Origin of the sequence: Aeromonas sp. QDB62 (assembly GCF_027705695.1) — a bacterium.
In the GTDB taxonomy this organism is placed as follows: domain Bacteria; phylum Pseudomonadota; class Gammaproteobacteria; order Enterobacterales; family Aeromonadaceae; genus Aeromonas; species Aeromonas allosaccharophila.
Genome location: NZ_JAPDCD010000044.1, coordinates 1 through 19,773 on the forward strand (window position 1 = coordinate 1; position 19,773 = coordinate 19,773).

The window sequence follows — 19,773 nt, forward strand, 5'->3', positions numbered from 1 at the left end:
CCAGCCCATTGAGGGTACCAGCCAGCCCTGTTGCGCTCACACTCTGGCCAGACCCTTCGCTGTTGCCGCTGGTCAGCACATCTTCATGGACCAAACTGCGCACAGATTGTTCTTCCCCATCAGCCAGAGTTGGTATGTCATCCAAAATGGTGACATCAAGGGTATCGCTGGCCGTATCACCATCACTATCGATCAGTACAACGCTGAAGCTTTCGCTCAGGGAGGTGTCATTGACGGGTCTTGTATGGTTTTCATTATCGCCAAGGGTATAGCTGTAACTGACTTGCCCTTCACCGGTCGCGGGGTTGTAGGTCACCGCTGTGATGGTCAGTACATTTCCTAATGGGCTGATAATGGACTGTGGAAACGACGCGCCTAACTGGCCATCGGTGATCAATGTAACGCCCCCCAGAGTCAAGCTCTGGACGCCGTCAGGAGCATTGAAGGTAAACACCCCACTTTGCGTCAAGGCTGCAGCGTTGGGAGCCGAGCCATCCGCTAAATTGGTATCGCTGACTTGTACCTCACCCCCTTCCCGATCCAGCCCAGCCAGATCTACTTCTTCATCAACCGGAGTGATGGAGATAACGAGTGTTGATGTCACTGTGTCCTGGCCATCAGTCACCTGATAATTTATTGGGGGAACGGCGCCATCATAGTTAGGCGCTGGCGTGAAGGTATAACTCCCATCCGGATTGATGCTCAGCGTGCCCACACCAGTAATAGTGGCAGCAACTCCAGCAGGCACACCGATGTTGATACCCCAGTCATATGAAACGATAGAGGCATCAGCTGGTCCATCAGGATTGGTGCTATTTTCGAGCAGATTACCGCTGACCTGAGAGTCTTCGAGGGTCACGACGGCTTCACTCAAATCATCAAGTTGATTCTCAAGAATTAAATCTTCTGCCTGATTTTCATTGATAACGACACCTGTATCGTAAGTAGTATCAAAACCGGCCTCGGCAATGGTCGCATCACCAGTTCGATCGATAGTGACAAAGCCACCATTACCACTCGCTCCGGCGACGCCTCCAATACCGCCACCACCACCGGCAGCAGGAGCACCACCAGCTGCAGAAGCCTCAAAATTCTGAGTAGGGTCCACACCTTGCAGAATCGATTGCTGCAATGCGGCAATATCGGAAGGGGCGCCTTCGGTGGGCGAAGCCCCTTGCGGTTGACCTGGCTCAACCGACTCGGAACCCGTAGGTGAATTCTGTGCAGGTGTGTCGTCATAAGGGGAAAGTGCCAGCTTGGCATCATCCGCTATGGTCAACTTGGCTCCGGGTTGGAGGATTTCACCTTTTTGCAGAGGGCGGCGGCTTCCATCAGCCAACACAATCTCCACATTCCCTTCGATGGCTGAGACAACCACGGACTTGTCGATAATTTGGGTACGCATATCCATTGCTCCAACGTGACAGATCTTGATGTCTATACGGTAGAAGGAGATAGCGTTCTGTTCCGTTGCAAAAATGTATGCATTTCGATCTGCATCGAACAGGTACACGGAAAAAAATCGAAGAGTTCAGTTTTTTCAATATAAATCAGAGCTCTATAGGCAGCCCCATTCAGCACTACGTGTACTTTGATTATATAAAGATGGAGAAAAGAGAATAGATAGATATAAAAATGACCCCATTCGGGGCCATTTTATGGCGTCTTATTCAAGACAATGGGAAGGTGGGGTGAACAAATCCCTGATAACCATCGATATGCAACTTGGAGAGCAACTCGACTTGATGTTGATCTTCGACACGGGTCGCAATGGTGGTCACACCCGCATTGTGCGCAGCTCGGCACACTGCGGCCAAGAATGAGGTGTCAGCTCCCGGCTCCATAACCTGGCTGGTATAACCATGGTCGACCTTGACATAAGCTGGCGACAACTCCTCCAGATAACCCAGCGACTGGAAGTGACGACCATAGTGGTCAACCCCCCACTGGAAGCCATGTGCCTGCAAAGTGCCCACCAATGCAGCGACGTTATCTTTATGCTTCATGATGGCGACTTCAGGTATTTCGAATAGCAACCGCTCTTTCAACTCGGCATGATCGGTCAGATAGCCCGTCAGCCAGGTTAAAAATTCATCCGAGCAGAGCGAGCCAGCAGTGATGTTGATCGCAAGCACCAGATCAGACTGCTTTTGTAATAAAGGAACGCAGGCATCGAGAACCGCCTGGTCAAACTCGCCACCCAATTTGAACTGTTCAATTGCGGGCAAGAACTGGCCAGCAAAATAGTCTGTGCCATCACGGGAGATAGAGGCAAACAGCTCGGCATGCAACCTGGCGCCATTATCGAATCGGCAAGCTGGTTGGGCTTTGAAACGCCAGAGTTGCCGTGAGATGGCATCTTGGACCAAATCTCGCCAGGCCAAACGCCCCATCAAACCTTGTTCGGTGCCCCCTTCCATCACGACAGCACCGCGGCGTTCATTGCGCGCCTTGCCAAGCGCATTATCGGCCTTGGTCAACAAGGCAGAGAGATCATCATTACCATCACGACCGGCAATACCGATGACGGAGAGCGCATCGCCTTCGCCCATTGGATTCACCACCAGATCGGCGATGCGGCTATTAATCACTTCAGCCAACTCCTTGAGCTGAGTGAGGTCGTCGGTTGGACATAGCAACGCATATTCCGTCGCAGAGATCCGTGCCAAGGCTGCGCCATCCCACCCTTTTAATTGCTCTTTCAAGGCCTGTGCGATCGATTTGACCATGTTGTCTCTGGCCGCAAAGCCTTCATCACGATAGATATCGTCCAGCATATCGACCGCAACAAGCATGACACCACCTTGACCAGCCTCCGCTATCCATGCGTTCACTTGCCCTACAAAATAGGCGCGGTTGCCAAGGCCAGACACAGCATCGACATAAACCCGTTCACGCAATTTCTCGGCCTCATCGGCTTGCTCTTTGAACTGCAACGCCAACTTGCCTGATAGGGTATTGATCGCTTGAACGACCTGCTTCAATTCATGGGTGTTAGGCTCCGGTATCGTATGACCAAAATGGTGCAGCTCAATCTCGACTGCCTGTTCACAGATCTGTTTGAGTGGCTTGAGCAAGTAATTAAGTGCTCTCATCAACAAAATCGTGGTGATCAAGAAACCGACCAGAAACCAGCTCGCCAGTTCGCTCATTCCGCGCCACAACTCGTAATAAGCCTGGCCCGGATGGCCAACCACTTTTAATTTTCCAAGCTGCAGCCAGCCAGACGTCAAAATTGACTCGTTGGATACCTCGGGAAACAGCCCCAAATTGATAAACCACTGCGGCACACCCTGAATGGTGTTGGTATTTTCCTGCTCGATAACATCCTTTGATGCCAGCAGATCGAGGCGAACCAGTCGATAATAGCCGCCATCAAAGATGGCCTGGATCACCGACTCGGCACCGACCTTGTCACCATTCTCCAGATAGGGGGTGAGAGCAAGCCCAAGTGAGGTTGCTGTATTGATGACCGTTGTTTCCTGTTGCTGCGCCAGATAAGTGCGGGTTGAATTGAATTGCACCCAGTATGTGGCCGCAAATAACAATCCAAACAGCAGCAGCATGGTGGCTAATAACTGTCGATAGAGCGTCATAGGTTAATCATCCAAATTCACCACAGGCCGAGCCAATCGCCCCGATGTCATGCGATTGCGTAAATCATTCCATAATCCCAAGCGAGATGATTGACCAGCCAGTTCCCCTTGGCCACGCGCCTTCATCAACCACAAGTGACTACCGTTAAAGCTATAAATAGGTACCAGATCCCGACGTTGACTTGCCGGACGGATAGAACCGATAAGATTGTCCAGGATCACCGGGACCGATGATGGCGTCTCGTAATAGGCAACAACCATATGAAACTGGTTATAATCGAGCGCCTTGACGTACACCATCCTCATTTTTTCATCCGGGATACCCAATTCAAGCAAAGTTGAATATTTGGCAATACTGAAGTCTTCACAGTCTCCCCCGGCTGCCCCCAAAAATTCCAACGGGGTTGCCCAATAATCTTTCTTACGCCACAACTTGATATCGTCAATAAAACGCATCCGATTGAAAAAATTATTTACCCGTTCGAGCTTTTTTTCTTCGCTCAGGGCTCTGCCCTTCGTCTCCATGACCAGCATACGCCAACTGGTAACACGCTTGCCGGCTCTGACGCCATAAGTCTGCTCCGCCCGCTTGATCAAGTTGAGATCTTCTTGTGGCAAAGGCTGACTGGCACAGAGCAACAGTGAGAAGGGTAACAGCAGGATCCATAGGGAGTGGCGCAGAGCACGTAGCGATCGGTATCTCCATTCATTGAGGAGATAACACCATCTGCCACCGATCCCGCGCTGGAGTGTCACATCATATTCCTGCTGCATTATTGCTGCTGCACTCCTCAAACCCGTGCAACCACCTGCTTTAGCCAAACATGGTGACTGCAAGCAGCAGTCACCATGATGGCGTCCATCATCCCGGCTGGATCATGGGCAAACGGTTATTGCTTGGCCTGCCATTCAGCGGGTTGTTTGACGCTAAATGCATTGAGCAGGCTGCCTGTCGCGTTAAGAATGCGATAGTCCGCCAGCAGTGCATCATACTCGGCAGTGATGTAGCTGCGACGCGCCTCGAACAATTCGTTCTCGGTGTTCAATACGTCCAGCAATGTCCGTTGACCCAAGCCAAACTGCTTCTTATATGCCTGTACGGTATCGTAGCTGGCGTCAACATGCTCTTTCAGGAAGGTTTTTTGCTTGGCCAGCGACTCTTTCGCATTCCAGGCCAAACGAGTTCCTTCCTCCACCTGGCGGAACGCATTCAGATGAATGTCTTTCGCCTGAGAGTAGAGCGCCGATGTTGCATTGCTCTCTGCCACATCAGAACCGCCACGGAACAGGTTGTAACGCATCCGCACCATGGCGGTCAGGTCATCGTTACGTCCTTTGACCGCATCGATATCCTCATTCCAGTTCTGATCTACCTCAAATGTCACATTGGGGTAGAAACCGGACTTGGCACCTTCATGCTGATACTTGGCCGCTTCAATATCCTGCAGGGAAGATAGCAGGGTCGGGTGGACTTCGGTCGCCGTTTTCAGGGCAGTATCGAGGCTGGTCGGGATAAGCTCGGTATTGGGAACCGGCTGTACCAGATCTTTGGGAACCTCGTTCACGACACGAATAAATTCACTCTCTGCATCGCGATAGTTGTTCTCGGCAGCAGCCTGGTTCGAATAGGCTCGAGCAACACGACCATCGATCTGGGTCTGGTCTGCGGTAGAACCCAGCCCGGAATCAGTCCGCTTGCTGATGTCGCTGCGGATCTGTTCGTGTGTTTCCAGGTTCTGCTTGGAGAGCTCCAGGATCTCCTGCTGGCGCAGCATATTGAGGTAGACCTCAGCTACCCGCAGCGCGGTGTTCTCTGCCTCGGAGATCATCGCCAGACGCTGGGCATTGGCTTCAGCTTCTGTTCTGGACACGTTGTTGCTGACATCAAAGCCATCAAACAACATTTGCCGTAAACTCAGTCCTGCCTCTTTACGAGTCATGGAGTCATCAATATTGCTGTTGGCGCTGGCAGCCCGGGTAGAAGGACTGTCAGTTTTTTCATAGCCTACGCCACCACGCAGATCGATCGTAGGATAATAGCCACCCTTTGCTCCATCATGCTGATAGAGGCGTGCCTGATAAAGATCAAACGCTTCCTTGATCTTGGGATGCGTTGCGAGTGTCTGTGCCACCGACTCTTCCAGAGTCTGAGCCTGACCCAGGCCGGGGATCAGGGTGATGCCACTGACCAGCATGGCAACAATCGTTTTTTTCATGTTATCTCCAGTCATGTTTTGTTTTTTAGATTGTTGGCTTATCGTTCTCTCAGTGCCGACTGCCTTGCCCTTAATATGGGTTTCAGCAAATAGTCTAGGACACTTTTTTTACCAGTAATGATATCAGCACTGGCTAACATACCGGGGATGATGGGAAGTGCGTTAAGCTCATCGCCCAAGTAACTCTTCTCGGTACGCACCCGAACCAGATAAAAGGAGTTCCCCTCCTCATCCTGGATCGAGTCCGCACTTATCTGTTCAACCTTGCCATGCAATCCTCCATAGATTGTAAAGTCATAGGCAGTAATTTTGACGATGGCCTCCAGCCCTGGACGCAGGAAGGCAATATCTTTCGGTGATACTTTGGCCTCCACCAGCAAGGTATCCTCCAGCGGCACGATCTCCATCAAATCCATGCCGGGCTGAACCACGCCGCCCAGGGTGTTGATCTTGAGTTTTTTAATGGTGCCTTTAAGCGGTGCGATCACACTGGTGCGATCCACCCTGTCTCTCAAGCCGACCTGCCCCTCTGACAACTGGCCAAGCCGCCCCTGCTTCTCATTCAGTTCGGTCTGGGAGTCTGCCCTGAACTTCAGCGCAATATCGTTGCGCTTGGAGATGGTCTCACGCAACACCGAATTGAGTTTTGGAATCAGCAGGCGGTTGCTCTCCAGCTCCCCCTGCATCTCGTTGACCTGACGCTCCAACTTGATTAGCTCCACTTGAGGCACTATACCTTCTTTCGCCAGCGGACGACTAATATTGAGCTCTTGTCTGGCCAAATCCACACTGCGGTTCACGGTACGGATTTTGGCATTCAGTTCGATCAGTTCCTGCTCTTTCTGCTCGATCTGCTGACCAAGAATATAGAGCTGGTTCTTCAGGTTATTCAGACGATCCCGCTGTACCGAGCGCTCACGGTTGGCATATTCGGCAAAGACGGTTTCATAACCATCGGGGAACTGGATAGGTGCCTCTCCCACTACCACCTGTTCACGCCATCCCAGCGCAGGCTCATTTTTCACCTCGACACTGGCCATCTCGGCGCGCAGACGGGCCACATCCCCTTTCAGGGTGACCACCTCCTGCTCACGCTCACGAAAATCGGAGCGGAAACGGGTGTCATCGATGCGCAGCAGTGGCTGCCCCTTTTCGACGATGTCGCCCTCCTTGACGAAGATCTCTTTGACGATCCCCCCTTCCAGGTTCTGGATCACCTGCAGTTGGCGGGATGGGATCACCTTGCCCTGACCCACGGTGACTTCATCAAGCTCGGCCCAGGCCGCCCAGACGATGGCGCTCATGAAAAAGAGGAAACAGCACCATAGCAGGATGCGAGCGCCGGTCGGCGTGGTCAGCAGTACAGCCGCAGCACCATCATCGACAAACTCCAGATGCTCGGGTGCTGGCAATACATCGCCGGAAGGCGCCTTTTTGCTGCGTTTGAACCAGCTCATGATCCCCTTAACCATGAGACACCTCCTGCACACGCACCTTGCCTTCCTTCAACTGCTGCAACACCGCCTCTTTGGGGCCATCAGCAACAATTTGCCCCTGTTCGATGACAATCACCCGTGACGCCACATCCAGCATCGAGGTCTTGTGAGTGATGAGGATCAAGGTGGTTTCCGGGCCGAGTCGAGCCAGCTCCTGTTTCACCTGCATCTCTGACTGGTTGTCCATGTTGGAGGTCGGCTCATCCATCACCAGAATGGGGGGATCATTGAGCAGGGCGCGCGCCAGCAAGATCGCCTGACGCTGGCCACCGGAGAGCTGGCGGCCCCCCTCGCCAATCTGGCGGTCCAGCCCGTTGGGATCCCGGTTGGTAAAGTTGGTGACGCCCGCCCGCTTGGCGGCACGCAAAACCCGCACATCATCCACTAGTGGATTGCCCAGCATGATGTTGTCTCGCACCGAACCAAAGAACAGGATGACATCTTGCGGGACACAGCCGATATTGCGGCGGATCACCGCAGAGGGCAGCTGATCCAGTTCAAATCCATCGATGCGCACCGAACCATCGGTCGGCCGATACAGTCCCATCAGCAATTTCTCAAGGGTCGTTTTGCCCGCACCAATCCGGCCGATAATCGCCACCTTTTCACCCGGCTGAATACGCAAATTGATATTGTGCAGAGTGCTGGTTTCCATTCCCGGATATTTGAAGGAGACATTTTCAAATTCAATGCGACCGGCAATCACCGGATGATGAATATATTGCTTGCCCTCCTCCTGCTCCCCCGGGGTTTGCATGATTTTTTCCAGAATATCCAACGCAGACTTGGCCTGGTTATAGCGGGTCGACAGCACGGAGAGCTGCACCATGGGCGCAATCGCTCGGCTGGAGAGCATCACGGCAGCAATCATCCCCCCCATGGTGACCAAGCCTTCGGATATCTGGTAAACACCGACGATCACCAGTCCGACGGTCACCACCTGCTGGATGTAACTGGCCAGCGATGACATGGAGTTGGTAATGCGGCGGGTCTGCACGCCCCAGGTGGAAATATGGGAGACGGCCTGTTCCCAGCGATGCTGGAACATACTCTCGGCACCGAAGATCTTGACGGTTTCCAGCCCGGAAATACTTTCAATCAGGTTGGCGTTTTTCTGGGAGGCCAGACGCGAGCCCTCTTCGATGGACTGCTTGAGCGGCTCTTGTATATAAAAGCTATAGGCGACCAGGATCAGCATGGCCACGATGGGCACAACCACCATCACGCCGGCAAACATCCAGATGATAAAGAGGAAGAAGACGGCAAAGGGAAGATCGATAAGGGTCGAAACGGTCGCGGAGGTGAAAAACTCCCGCACCGATTCAAACTCCTGCAGATGTTTGGCGAAAGCACCGGTAGAGGCGGGACGAGACTCCATCCGCATGCCCATTACCTTGGCGAAAATCTTGGCCGACAACAGCACATCGGACTTTTTACCGGCGATATCGATAAAGTAACTGCGCAACTGTCGCATCACAAAATCGAAGGTAAAGACCACCATGGCCCCGACCGCCAGTACCCAGAGCGAATCAAACGCCAGATTGGGCACAATCTTGTCATAGACGTTCATGGTAAAGAGGGGGCTGGCGATGGCAAACAGGTTGATCAGAATGGAGGCGATCAATACATCACGATAGATGCCGCGGGATTCGAACAAGGTGCTCCAGAACCAGTGGCCATCACGGGTTTCCAGCACCTTGGGCGAGCGCTCGTCAAACTTGAACTGCTTCTTCACATAGAAGAGGCGACCCAGATACTCATCACCCAACTGGGCAGCCGTCAGCCATTGCGCGGCATCACCGGCCTGCGGGAAGATCACCTTGCCCTGGCTGCGATCTTCGTTCCACTCCAGCAAAATGCAGGCGCCACCACTGCGCATCTGCAATACGCAGGGCAGCAGCAAGGGAGAGATATCGGCCAGTGGCTGGATCACTTCACGGGCGGATAAACCGCCCCGCTCGGCAGCACGGCAAAAGAGTGCGGTAGTCAGGCGTCCGGAGACCAGTGGCAACCCGGTCGTCAGGGCATCCTGGCTGTTGGGCACACCATAAAAACGGGTCAAGAAGACCAGACACTCCAATAACTCATCAATACGACTTGTTTCTGCTTGCATAGCATCCTGTCACTGCATAAATGAGGCCGACACGAAGAATAACCACTCATATTATCCTGCAATAGCGACTCTCAACACCGAGTCACACTCCCACTGAGGTGCCTGTTCAGTAGATAAACCGGTCTGGATAAAGCGCAACCTTCCCCATATTTACCAGTCAGGAAACAATTGCAGCATGATTCATTATTGGTAAAGCATGATTTCATCGATGTCATGCTAACACGCTAACCAGAGTGAATGCCGATGTTAATTGATAACGACATTTTTTATGGCGCATCACTATATCAACCGAAACGTACCAAAACTATAGTTTACGGTATGAACTTTTTTATATAACCCTATGTTTTTTGTAAAAATAATAACTACGCACTCAATTATAGGTCAGGAAGTATGAAGGGTCTTCCCAGCGAGTGACCTTGCGGGCCGCTCAATGAGAGGGCTTTGGCAATGTCCGCCATGGCCGTCCAGCGATTTTCACACCAGACCGGCGCCAGCAGGGTCGGACGGCGCGCCGATGCCGAGATCCGGTGATACACCACCTCGGGCGGCGTGTGCTGGATCATGGCGACAGCTGCTTCCACATACTGCTCCAGCGTCAATACCTCAAGCCGCCCCGCTTGCCATGCCTTGCCAAGAGTACTGCCCTCAACCACATGAAGCGGATGCAGCTTGATCCCCTCAACGCCGGTCTCCACGATGCGATGCAGGGTATCGAGGCTGTCCATCGGCACTTCGCCTGGCAAGCCAACGATCAGATGAGCACATACCTTGATGCCACGCTGATGGGCACGTCTTACCGCATCCTCATAGGCGGCATAGCCGTGGCCGCGATTGATCCGTTGCAGGGTTTTGTCGTTGGCGCTTTGCAGCCCGAGCTCCAGCCACACCTCGTAACCCCGGGCCTGATAGCCCGCCAGCAGATCCAGCACCGCATCCGGCACGCAATCAGGGCGAGTGCCCACACAGAGCCCCACCATATCGCTCACCGACAGCGCATCTTCATACATACGCTGCAGATACTCGACCTCGGCATAGGTGCTGGTATAGGCCTGAAAGTAGGCGAGATAACGCTTGGCACGGGTGACTTCATCGCGGCGTGCCAGCAGTTGTTGCACCACGGAGAGTTGCTGGGCCGACTCGTCGGCAAAAGAGGAGACATTGCAGAAGGTGCAGCCACCGCGGCCCAGGGTGCCGTCCCGGTTCGGGCAGGTGAAGGCACCGTGGATGGAGAGTTTGTGGATCTTCTGACCGTGACGCTGCTTGAGATCCTGACCGAATGTATTGACGAGTTCGTGTAACTGCATGACACCTCCGCTAAAGGAGCGTCATTGTACGAGCTTGCGCAAAACAGGGGCTGAGCTGGATCAAGCTAGCGAAGGGGGCAAAACATATAAATATCCGGTCAAATTTGAATAAATATAGAGAAAAAGCGCAAAAAATGGAGTCTGGCAGATCGTTGATCATTCCAACAGTAAACGTTCATATGAAAATGAGACCCGATAACTCACTGTTGAACAATGAAAATTTCAAAGAGACCCGACAGCACACAATTGCAAGCATGGGATATTGAAAATGTGATCCCATCCGCTGTCGGCAACGTCGGGTTGGTAAAATTACTACATTCACCCACAGTCGCTGAGCGCACCATTGAACCTTTCAATGGCGATATATTTAACCAAAAAAATCAAATTATACAGAACAACCACATCACCCCAACCAATTAACCCCTCCAATCCGACATTTTGTTATGCGAATGTAACCATGAAGACAAACCTGACCTGCGATTGACCTCGTCAGAAAATCCCATTAGTTTGGAGATTCGCCACGTCAGGCAGACGGAACCACAAGAGCCAATCGCAATTTATGCAGTCAGGTGATGACTGTGCGATGCAAGGCCGAGCAAGGGAGAAATGCAATGTCACTATATGATCCAAAGCTGGAGAGGGATAACTGTGGCTTCGGCCTGTTGGCCCACATGGAAGGGGAAGCCAGCCACAAGCTTGTTCGTCTCGCGATGTCAGCATTGGCTCGCATGCAGCACCGCGGCGGGATCTCCGCCGATGGCAAGACCGGCGATGGCTGCGGTCTGCTGCTGCAAAAACCCGACAGCTTCTATCGCGCGGTCGCCGAAGAGAAGGGATGGCACCTTGGCCGCAAGTACGCGGTCGGCATGCTGTTTCTCAACCCCGACCCCGTATTGGCGCAAGCCACTCGCGACATCATCGACGAAGAGCTGGAAAAAGAGACCCTGAGTCTGGTCGGCTGGCGCAAAGTACCCGTCGATACCAATGTGCTCGGTCCTATCGCCAAAGCCTCCCTGCCCAGTATTGAACAGGTCTTTGTCAACGCGCCCCCCGGCTGGGTTGAACAGGATCTGGAGCGCCGCCTCTATATCGTGCGCCGCCGTATCGAGAAGCGCATCAACGACGACTACTTCTATATCGTCAGCCTCTCCAACCTGGTCACTGTCTATAAAGGGCTGTGCATGCCGGTGGACTTGCCGCGTTTTTATCTGGATCTCGCCGACATCCGCATGCAGGCGGCCATCTGCGTGTTCCACCAGCGCTTCTCCACCAACACCAGCCCGCGCTGGCCGCTGGCCCAGCCGTTCCGCTATCTGGCCCACAACGGCGAGATCAACACCATCGCCGGCAACCGCCAGTGGGCCAAGGCACGCAGCTACAAGTTTGCGACGCCGCTCATTCCCGATTTGCAGGAAGCGGCCCCCTTCGTCAACACCACGGGGTCGGATTCCTCCAGCCTCGACAACATGCTGGACCTCTTCCTCGCCGGTGGTATGGACCTGTTCCGGGCCATGCGTCTGTTGATCCCGCCTGCATGGCAAAAGCACCCGAACATGGATGACGACCTGCGCGCCTTCTACGACTTCAACTCCATGCACATGGAGCCGTGGGATGGCCCTGCCGGTATCGTCATGACCGACGGTCGCTACGCCACCTGCGCGCTGGACAGAAACGGCCTGCGTCCGGCCCGCTACGTCATCACCAAGGACAAGTTCATAACCTTGGCCTCTGAGGTCGGCACCTGGGACTACACCCCGGACGAAGTGCTGGAGAAGGGCCGGGTCGGCCCGGGCGAGCTGTTCGTGGTCGATACCAGCAACGGCAAGGTGTGGACCAGCTTCGAGATCGATGACGATCTCAAGAACCGCCACACCTACAAGCAGTGGATGGACAAGCACTGCACCAGACTGGTGCCATTCGAGCAGATGGACGACAGCCAGACCGGCCGTCGCGAATTTGCCGACGATCAGCTGAAAACCTATCAGAAGCTGTTTGGCTACTCCTTCGAGGAGCTGGATCAGATCATCCGGGTACTGGGTGAGAACGGTCAGGAAGCGGTAGGCTCCATGGGGGATGATACCCCGATGGCGGTGCTCTCCTCCGGCCCGCGCACCCTCTATGACTACTTCCGCCAGATGTTTGCGCAGGTGACCAACCCGCCCATCGACCCGCTGCGGGAAAACCACGTGATGTCGCTGGCGACCTGTATCGGTCGCGAGCAGAACGTCTTCAACGAGACCTTCGGCCACGCCCACCGGGTGCTGTTTCAGTCACCGATCCTGCTCTACTCTGATTTCCACCAACTGCTGGCACTGGAGGGTGAGTACTACCGTCATCAGGTAATCAGCCTCAACTTCAAGCCAGAAGAGGGGCTGGAAGCGGCCATCGTGCGCATCTGCGACGAGGCCAAAACTGCTGCCAAGAGTGGCACCGTGCTGCTGGTGCTGTCGGATCGCGATATCAGCGCCGACACCCTGCCGATCCCGGCCGCCATGGCGGTGGGCGCGGTACAGCGCACCCTGGTAGACAACAACTTGCGCTGTGACGCCAACATTCTGGTGGAGACCGCAAGCTGCCGCGATCCGCACCACTTCTCGGTGCTGCTGGGCTTTGGCGCGACCGCCATCTACCCCTATCTGGCCTACGAAACCCTGGCTAAACAGGTTGAAGAGGGCGTGCTCACCATGTCCCTGCGCCAGGCCATGGTCAACTACCGCAACGGCATCAATAAAGGGCTCTACAAGGTGATGTCCAAGATGGGCATCAGCACGGTCGCCAGCTACCGCTGCTCCCAGCTGTTCGAAGCGGTGGGCCTGGCCAAGTCGGTGGTCGATACCTGCTTCCGCGGTGTGTCGAGCCGTATTCAAGGCGCCGACTTTGCCGACATCCAGCAGGATCAGCACAATCTGGCCCGTCAGGCCTGGCTGGTGCGCAAGCCCCTCGCCCACGGCGGCCTGCTCAAGTTCGTCCACGGCGGCGAGTACCACACCTACAACCCGGATGTGGTGCAGACCCTGCAAACAGCGGTGCGCTCCGGCAACTATGCCGACTACAAAGAGTACGCGCGTCTGGTGAACGAGCGCCCGGTCGCCACCCTGCGTGACCTGCTGGCCCTGAAGAAGGTCGACAATCCGGTCGCGCTGGATCAAGTGGAGCCGGCCGACAAGCTGTTCCCCCGCTTCGACTCCGCCGCCATGTCCATCGGCGCCCTCGGCCCTGAGGCCCACGAGGCACTGGCTGTCGCCATGAACCGCCTCGGCGGTCAGAGCAACTCCGGCGAAGGTGGCGAAGATCCCAAGCGTTTCGGTACCGAGAAGAACTCCCGCATCAAGCAGGTGGCTTCCGGTCGCTTTGGTGTCACCCCCCACTACCTGATGAACGCCGATGTGGTGCAGATCAAGGTGGCTCAGGGCGCCAAGCCCGGCGAAGGTGGCCAGCTGCCCGGTGACAAGGTCACCGCCCAGATCGCCAAGCTGCGCTATTCCGTGCCCGGCGTGACCCTGATCTCACCGCCGCCGCACCACGACATCTACTCCATCGAGGATCTGGCCCAGCTCATCTTCGACATCAAGCAGATCAACCCGAGCTGTCTGGTGTCGGTGAAGCTGGTCTCAGAACCCGGCGTGGGCACCATCGCCTGCGGCGTGGCCAAGGCCTATGCCGACTTCATCACCATCTCCGGTTATGACGGCGGCACCGGCGCAAGCCCCCTCACCTCGGTCAAATATGCCGGTTCCCCGTGGGAGCTGGGTCTGGCCGAAACCCAACAGGCGCTGGTCGCCAACGGCCTGCGCCACAAGGTGCGGCTGCAGGTGGATGGCGGTCTCAAAACGGGTCTCGACATCATCAAGGCGGCTATCCTCGGCGCCGAGAGCTTCGGTTTTGGCACCGGCCCCATGGTGGCGCTCGGTTGCAAATACCTGCGTATTTGCCACCTGAACAACTGCGCCACCGGCGTTGCCACTCAGGATGAGAAGCTGCGTCGCGAACACTTCACCGGCTTGCCGGAGATGGTGATGAACTACTTCAAGTTCATCGCCGAAGAGACCCGCGAGCTGATGGCCCAGCTGGGCGTCACCCAATTGACCGACCTCATCGGCCGCACCGATCTGCTGGAAGCCCTGCCCGGCCTCACCGCCCGTCAGGCCAAGCTGGATCTCTCCGGTATTATGGCAAGACCCATCGCACCGGCAGGCTCCAGCCTGTTCAGCCAGCAGCACAACCCCACCTTCGACAAGGGGCCGCTCAACCTGCAAATGGTCGCGGATCTGCTGGAAGCGGTAGAAACCTCAAGCGGTGGCGAGTTCCGCTACGACATCCGCAACACCGACCGCTCGGTGGGTGCGCGCCTCTCCGGCGAGATCGTCAAACGCCACGGCAACCAGGGGATGGCGGCGGATCCGGTCAAGGTGCACTTCAACGGCACCGCAGGCCAGAGCTTCGGCGTCTGGAACGCGGGTGGCCTCGAGATGATCCTCACCGGTGACGCCAACGACTACGTGGGCAAGGGGATGACCGGCGGCAAGCTGGTGATCAAGCCCCATGTCGGCGTGGCGTTCAAATCCAACGAAGCGGCCATCATCGGCAACACCTGCCTCTACGGTGCCACCGGCGGCAAACTCTACGCCGCAGGCACCGCTGGCGAGCGTTTCGCAGTGCGCAACTCTGGCGCGCTGGCAGTGGTCGAGGGGATTGGCGACAACGGCTGTGAATACATGACCGGTGGCATCGTCACCGTGCTCGGTCAGACCGGCGTCAACTTCGCGGCGGGCATGACCGGCGGCTTTGCCTACGTGCTCGACGAGTGCGGCAACTTTGCCAAGCGCACCAACCCCGAGCTGGTGGAACTGCTGGACGTGGCGGATCTCGCCATCCATCAGGAGCACCTGCGCGGCATCATCACGGCGCACCTCAATGAGACCGGCAGCTCGCGCGCCGAGGAGATCCTGGCCAACTTCGACTCCTATGTGCCCAAGTTCAGGCTGATCAAACCCAAGTCCAGCGACGTGAAATCGCTGCTGGGTCACACCAGCCGTTCCAGTGCAGAACTCAGAATCCAGGCGCAATAAGGAGGGAACCCTATGAGCCAGAACGTATTTCAGTTTATCGATGTCCAGCGGGTCGACCCGCCTAAGAAGCCGCTCAAGATCCGCAAAATCCAGTTTGTGGAGATCTACGAGTCCTTCAATCAGCCGCAGGTACAGATGCAGGCGGATCGCTGCCTCGAGTGCGGCAACCCCTACTGCGAGTGGAAGTGTCCGGTCCACAACTACATCCCCAACTGGCTGAAACTGGCCAAAGAGGGACGCATTCTGGAGGCGGTAGAGCTCTCCCACCAGACCAACAGCCTGCCGGAGGTGTGTGGTCGGGTCTGCCCGCAGGATCGCCTGTGCGAGGGCTCCTGCACCCTCAACGACCGCTTCGGTGCGGTGACCATCGGCAACATCGAAAAATACATCACCGACAAGGCGTTCGAGATGGGCTGGAAGCCCGATCTCTCGAACGTGGTCAAGACCGGCAAGCGGGTCGCCGTCATCGGCGCGGGCCCGGCGGGTCTCGCCTGTGCCGATGTGCTGGCACGCAACGGCGTCACACCGGTGGTGTTTGACAAATATCCGGAGATCGGCGGCCTGCTCACCTTCGGCATCCCCTCCTTCAAGCTGGAAAAAGAGGTGATGCAGCGTCGCCGCGAGATCTTCCAGGGGATGGGCGTGGAGTTTCGGCTCGAGACCGAAGTGGGCAAGGACATCACCTTCGCCGATCTGCTCGGCGAGTTCGATGCGGTCTTCCTCGGGGTCGGCACCTACAAGTACATGAAGGGCGGCTTTGCCAACGAAGAGGCGCCGGGAGTCTATGACGCCCTGCCCTACCTCATCGCCAACGCCAACCGCTTGCTGGGTTTCGAGAAGGCGCAAGCCGACTATATCGACTTCGCTGGCAAGCAGGTGGTGGTTCTCGGCGGTGGCGATACCGCCATGGACTGCGTGCGTACCGCCATCCGCCAGGGAGCCGCCAAGGTGATCTGCGCCTATCGCCGCGACGAGGAGAACATGCCGGGCTCCAAGCGGGAGGTGAAAAATGCCCGCGAAGAGGGGGTTGAATTCATGTTCAACCTGCAACCGGTGGCGGTCGAGCTGGATGCCAGTGGTCGCACCGTCGGCATCAAGGTGGTGAGCACCGAGCTGGGTGAACCCGATGCCAATGGCCGCCGCAATCCGGTGGTTATCGAGGGCTCAGAACAGGTGCTGGCCGCCGATGCGGTGGTGATGGCGTTTGGCTTCCAGCCCAACCCCCAGCCCTGGATGGCGGAGTTCGGCATCGAGCTCGACAACCGGGATCGCATCAAGGCTCGTGAGCAGGCGGAATATGCCTTCCAGACCAGCAATCCCAAGGTGTTCGCCGGTGGCGATGCGGTACGCGGCTCCGATCTGGTGGTGACCGCCATCTATGAGGGGCGCAAGGCAGCCGAAGGGATCATGGATTACCTCGCTGTCTAACCTGCTATTCCTCAGTCAACGCAAAACAGAGCCCCGCCAGTGCGGGGCTCTTCTTTTCAAACTCGGAATTTAAGGCTCGGAATACTCGCTGGCAGCGTGTCACTTATCGCCCATCAACCTCGTCTGGGGAGCAACTAGATGCTCCAGCTCTCCGGCAACCGCTCGGTGAGGGTAGAGATGTACTCGAAGGTACGCGCCCGCTTGGGGGTAGTGAACATCTGGCGTGCGCTACCTGCTTCCACTACCTCACCCGCCTCCAGAAAGATCACCTGCTGCGCTATCTGGGCTGCCAGCCGCAAATCGTGGGTGGCAATCAGCATGGTGGTTCCCTCCCGGGCCAGCTGGCGCAGTACGGTCACCACCTCCTGAGCAAGCTCGGGATCCAGTGCCGAGGTGGGTTCGTCACAGAGCAGCACCTTGGGCGCTGGCGCCAGCGCCCTCGCAATGGCAACCCGCTGCTGCTGACCACCGGACAAGGTGGCAGGCACCGCCTCGGCCTTGTGCCTGAGCCCCACCTTGTCGAGCAGTTGCAAGCCGCGCGCCTGCGCTTTAGCCCTTGGCCACTTCAACACGGTTACCAGCCCCTCTATGACGTTTTCCAGTACCGTCATGTGCGGAAACAGCTGGAAATTCTGGAACACCATGCCGGTCTGCTGGCGCAATGCCAGCACGCTCTGGCGGGGTAGATGATGAGAAAAATCGAGTTCGCTTCCCCCCAGCACCAATTGCCCTGCATCCGGCCGCTCCAGCACATTGACGCAGCGCAACAGGGTGCTCTTGCCACTGCCTGAGGGGCCAATCAGGGCGGTCACACTACCCGCCACCATGGCAAGATCGATCCCCTTGAGCACCCGCTGCCCGCCAAACTGCTTCTCGATACCACGCAACAGGATCATAGGGCGGCCCCCCGGGTCTCTTTGTGGGTCAACTTGCGCTCCAGCCGGTCTTGCAAGGTGGAGAGCACCGAGCTGAACAGCAGGTAGATGATGGCCGTCTCTATGTAAAGGATCAGCGGCTCATAAGTGACGGAGGCGAGCCGCTGGGCAGCCTGAAACAGCTCGGGCACGGTCACTGCTGCCGCCAGCGAGGTGTCCTTCACCAGCGAAATAAAGGTGTTGGAAAGCGGTGGCACCGCAATGCGCGCCGCCTGCGGCAGGATCACCCGCCACATCACCAGGGGCCAGTTCATGCCAATCGAATAGGCCGCTTCCCACTGCCCTTTCGGGATCGCAGCCAGAGTGGCGCTGATGATCTCCGAGCTGTAGGCGCCGATGTTGAGGGTGAACCCGATCACCGCGGCGGTGAAGGCATCCAGCACAATGCCGGCACTCGGCAAGCCATAAAAAATCAGAAAGAGCTGCACCAGCAGCGGCGTGCCACGAATAAGCCAGACATAAAAACGAACCAGTGCCACCAATGGTGTCGGGCCATATAATCTGGCCAGCGCCACCAGCAAGCCGAGCAATATTCCCAAGACAAAGGTGATCAGGGTCAGTGGCACGGTAAAAATAAGCCCCGCGCTAAGCAGGGGCCAAAAAGAGTCGATCATTAACTGCAACCAGGCTGGCACGTTTATTACCTCGCTAGTTATTATTTTTCGGCAATATTATTGCGAGACATCAGTACCAAAATATTTAAGAGATATTTTCTGGTAGCTGCCATCCTGTTTGGCAGTGCGCAGTGCCTGATTGATGGCGGCCAGCAATTCCGGCTGTCCCTTGGCGAGCAACACTGCCGATTGATCCCCCTTCGCCTCGGTCGCCGCCACCCTCAATTTGGCATCCGGTTTCTGTTTCTTGAAGTCGAGGAAAGAGAGGCTGTCGTTGATGGTGGCATCCACTCGCCCGGTCAGCACCAGCTGCAGTGACTGGTTGAAGCCCTCGGTGGCGACCACCTCGGCGCCCGATGATTTCGCCAGCTGAGCAAAGTTGCTGGTGAGCGACTGGGATGATTTTTTACCCTTCAGATCCGCAAAGCTGTTGATGCTGTGATTATCGCTGTGCACCACGATCACCGCTTTGGAGGTGATGTAGGGATCTGAAAAATCATACTTTTTCAGCCGCTCCGGGGTGATGGCTACTTCGTTGAGCACCAGATCGTAGCGCTTGGCATCCACCCCGGCGATGAGGCCATCCCACTTGCCTTCGACAAACTCCGGCTTCACCCCAAGGCCTTTTGCAATCAGCTCACCAATCTCCACATCAAAGCCGACCAGCTTGCCGCTCTTGTCGTGATAGGTGAACGGAGGATAGGCACCTTCAGTGCCGATTTTGATCGCACCGGCACTCTGGATAGCGGCGAGGCTGGACTGGGCTTGCGCCGATGTCATCAAAGCCAGTGGAAGAGCTGCCAGTAAAAACAGGGAGTGCAGTTTTTTCATTATTCACCTCGTTATATTTGTAAACATCCAGCACGCTTGCCAACGATAATCCGGATTACCATGCAATTATTATTTTGAATCCTGCTGCTGCCAGCACCATTTAATCGGGTCACGCCACATATACGATGACTGCCAATTAACGATTGCACTTGGCGGCACCAGCAAAACATA

At 56.0% G+C, this 19,773-nt stretch carries 12 protein-coding genes; 2 read left to right on the plus strand and 10 right to left on the minus strand.

Going from position 1 to position 19,773, the window contains the following annotated elements; all coding sequences use genetic code 11:
* From OKC27_RS18585 to OKC27_RS18615, 7 genes are all read right to left on the minus strand, one after another.
* On the minus strand, window positions 1–1,513 hold a 1,513-nt coding region (locus tag OKC27_RS18585), incomplete at its 3' end, for a retention module-containing protein (protein ID WP_270693975.1).
* Between the two features lie 157 nt (window positions 1,514–1,670).
* Window positions 1,671–3,596, minus strand: coding sequence for an EAL domain-containing protein (locus tag OKC27_RS18590; protein ID WP_182939396.1), 1,926 nt, complete (start codon window positions 3,594–3,596; stop codon window positions 1,671–1,673).
* 3 nt (window positions 3,597–3,599) lie between these two features.
* A complete protein-coding gene (locus OKC27_RS18595; RefSeq protein ID WP_182939728.1) occupies window positions 3,600–4,352 on the minus strand; it encodes a transglutaminase-like cysteine peptidase in 753 nt (250 codons plus the stop codon).
* 134 nt (window positions 4,353–4,486) lie between these two features.
* A complete protein-coding gene (locus OKC27_RS18600; RefSeq protein WP_042057685.1) occupies window positions 4,487–5,812 on the minus strand; it encodes a TolC family outer membrane protein in 1,326 nt (441 codons plus the stop codon).
* Window positions 5,813–5,850: 38 nt separating this feature from the next.
* On the minus strand, window positions 5,851–7,284 hold the full coding sequence (locus OKC27_RS18605; RefSeq protein ID WP_162491778.1) for an HlyD family type I secretion periplasmic adaptor subunit: 1,434 nt from the start codon (window positions 7,282–7,284) through the stop codon (window positions 5,851–5,853).
* Complete coding sequence (locus tag OKC27_RS18610) at window positions 7,277–9,421, minus strand: type I secretion system permease/ATPase (RefSeq protein ID WP_042057686.1); 2,145 nt, start codon at window positions 9,419–9,421, stop codon at window positions 7,277–7,279. Before OKC27_RS18610 ends, OKC27_RS18605 begins: the two co-directional genes overlap by 8 nt.
* A 374-nt stretch (window positions 9,422–9,795) precedes the next feature.
* The gene (locus tag OKC27_RS18615; protein WP_182939395.1) at window positions 9,796–10,725 is read right to left on the minus strand and encodes a TIGR01212 family radical SAM protein; all 930 of its coding nucleotides are present in this window, start codon (window positions 10,723–10,725) and stop codon (window positions 9,796–9,798) included.
* 611 nt (window positions 10,726–11,336) lie between these two features.
* Between OKC27_RS18615 and gltB the strand changes: the two genes are divergently transcribed.
* On the plus strand, window positions 11,337–15,794 hold the full coding sequence (gltB, locus tag OKC27_RS18620; protein ID WP_182939394.1) for a glutamate synthase large subunit: 4,458 nt from the start codon (window positions 11,337–11,339) through the stop codon (window positions 15,792–15,794).
* Between the two features lie 12 nt (window positions 15,795–15,806).
* The gene (locus OKC27_RS18625; RefSeq protein ID WP_005346752.1) at window positions 15,807–17,222 is read left to right on the plus strand and encodes an FAD-dependent oxidoreductase; all 1,416 of its coding nucleotides are present in this window, start codon (window positions 15,807–15,809) and stop codon (window positions 17,220–17,222) included.
* Between the two features lie 134 nt (window positions 17,223–17,356).
* Here OKC27_RS18625 and OKC27_RS18630 read toward each other — a convergent pair whose 3' ends face one another.
* The 3 genes from OKC27_RS18630 to OKC27_RS18640 are packed head-to-tail and all read right to left on the minus strand — an operon-like array spanning window position 17,357 to window position 19,602.
* Complete coding sequence (locus tag OKC27_RS18630; protein WP_182939393.1) at window positions 17,357–18,118, minus strand: amino acid ABC transporter ATP-binding protein; 762 nt, start codon at window positions 18,116–18,118, stop codon at window positions 17,357–17,359.
* The gene (locus OKC27_RS18635) at window positions 18,115–18,771 is read right to left on the minus strand and encodes an amino acid ABC transporter permease (RefSeq protein WP_182939392.1); all 657 of its coding nucleotides are present in this window, start codon (window positions 18,769–18,771) and stop codon (window positions 18,115–18,117) included. The genes OKC27_RS18630 and OKC27_RS18635 overlap by 4 nt, the downstream gene beginning before the upstream one ends.
* Before the next feature lie 57 nt (window positions 18,772–18,828).
* Window positions 18,829–19,602 (minus strand): amino acid ABC transporter substrate-binding protein, encoded by a 774-nt coding sequence (locus tag OKC27_RS18640; protein ID WP_182939391.1) that lies wholly within the window; start codon window positions 19,600–19,602, stop codon window positions 18,829–18,831.
* Window positions 19,603–19,773 lie beyond the last annotated feature (171 nt).

Coding starts and splice junctions, on each gene's coding strand:
- OKC27_RS18625 (WP_005346752.1), top strand. CDS start 15,807: ATGAGCCAGAACGTATTTCAGTTTATCGATGTCCAGCGGGTCGACCCG.
- OKC27_RS18610 (WP_042057686.1), bottom strand. CDS start 9,421: ATGCAAGCAGAAACAAGTCGTATTGATGAGTTATTGGAGTGTCTGGTC.
- OKC27_RS18590 (WP_182939396.1), bottom strand. CDS start 3,596: ATGACGCTCTATCGACAGTTATTAGCCACCATGCTGCTGCTGTTTGGA.
- OKC27_RS18615 (WP_182939395.1), bottom strand. CDS start 10,725: ATGCAGTTACACGAACTCGTCAATACATTCGGTCAGGATCTCAAGCAG.
- OKC27_RS18630 (WP_182939393.1), bottom strand. CDS start 18,118: ATGATCCTGTTGCGTGGTATCGAGAAGCAGTTTGGCGGGCAGCGGGTG.
- OKC27_RS18640 (WP_182939391.1), bottom strand. CDS start 19,602: ATGAAAAAACTGCACTCCCTGTTTTTACTGGCAGCTCTTCCACTGGCT.
- OKC27_RS18635 (WP_182939392.1), bottom strand. CDS start 18,771: ATGATCGACTCTTTTTGGCCCCTGCTTAGCGCGGGGCTTATTTTTACC.
- OKC27_RS18600 (WP_042057685.1), bottom strand. CDS start 5,812: ATGAAAAAAACGATTGTTGCCATGCTGGTCAGTGGCATCACCCTGATC.
- OKC27_RS18605 (WP_162491778.1), bottom strand. CDS start 7,284: ATGGTTAAGGGGATCATGAGCTGGTTCAAACGCAGCAAAAAGGCGCCT.
- gltB (WP_182939394.1), top strand. CDS start 11,337: ATGTCACTATATGATCCAAAGCTGGAGAGGGATAACTGTGGCTTCGGC.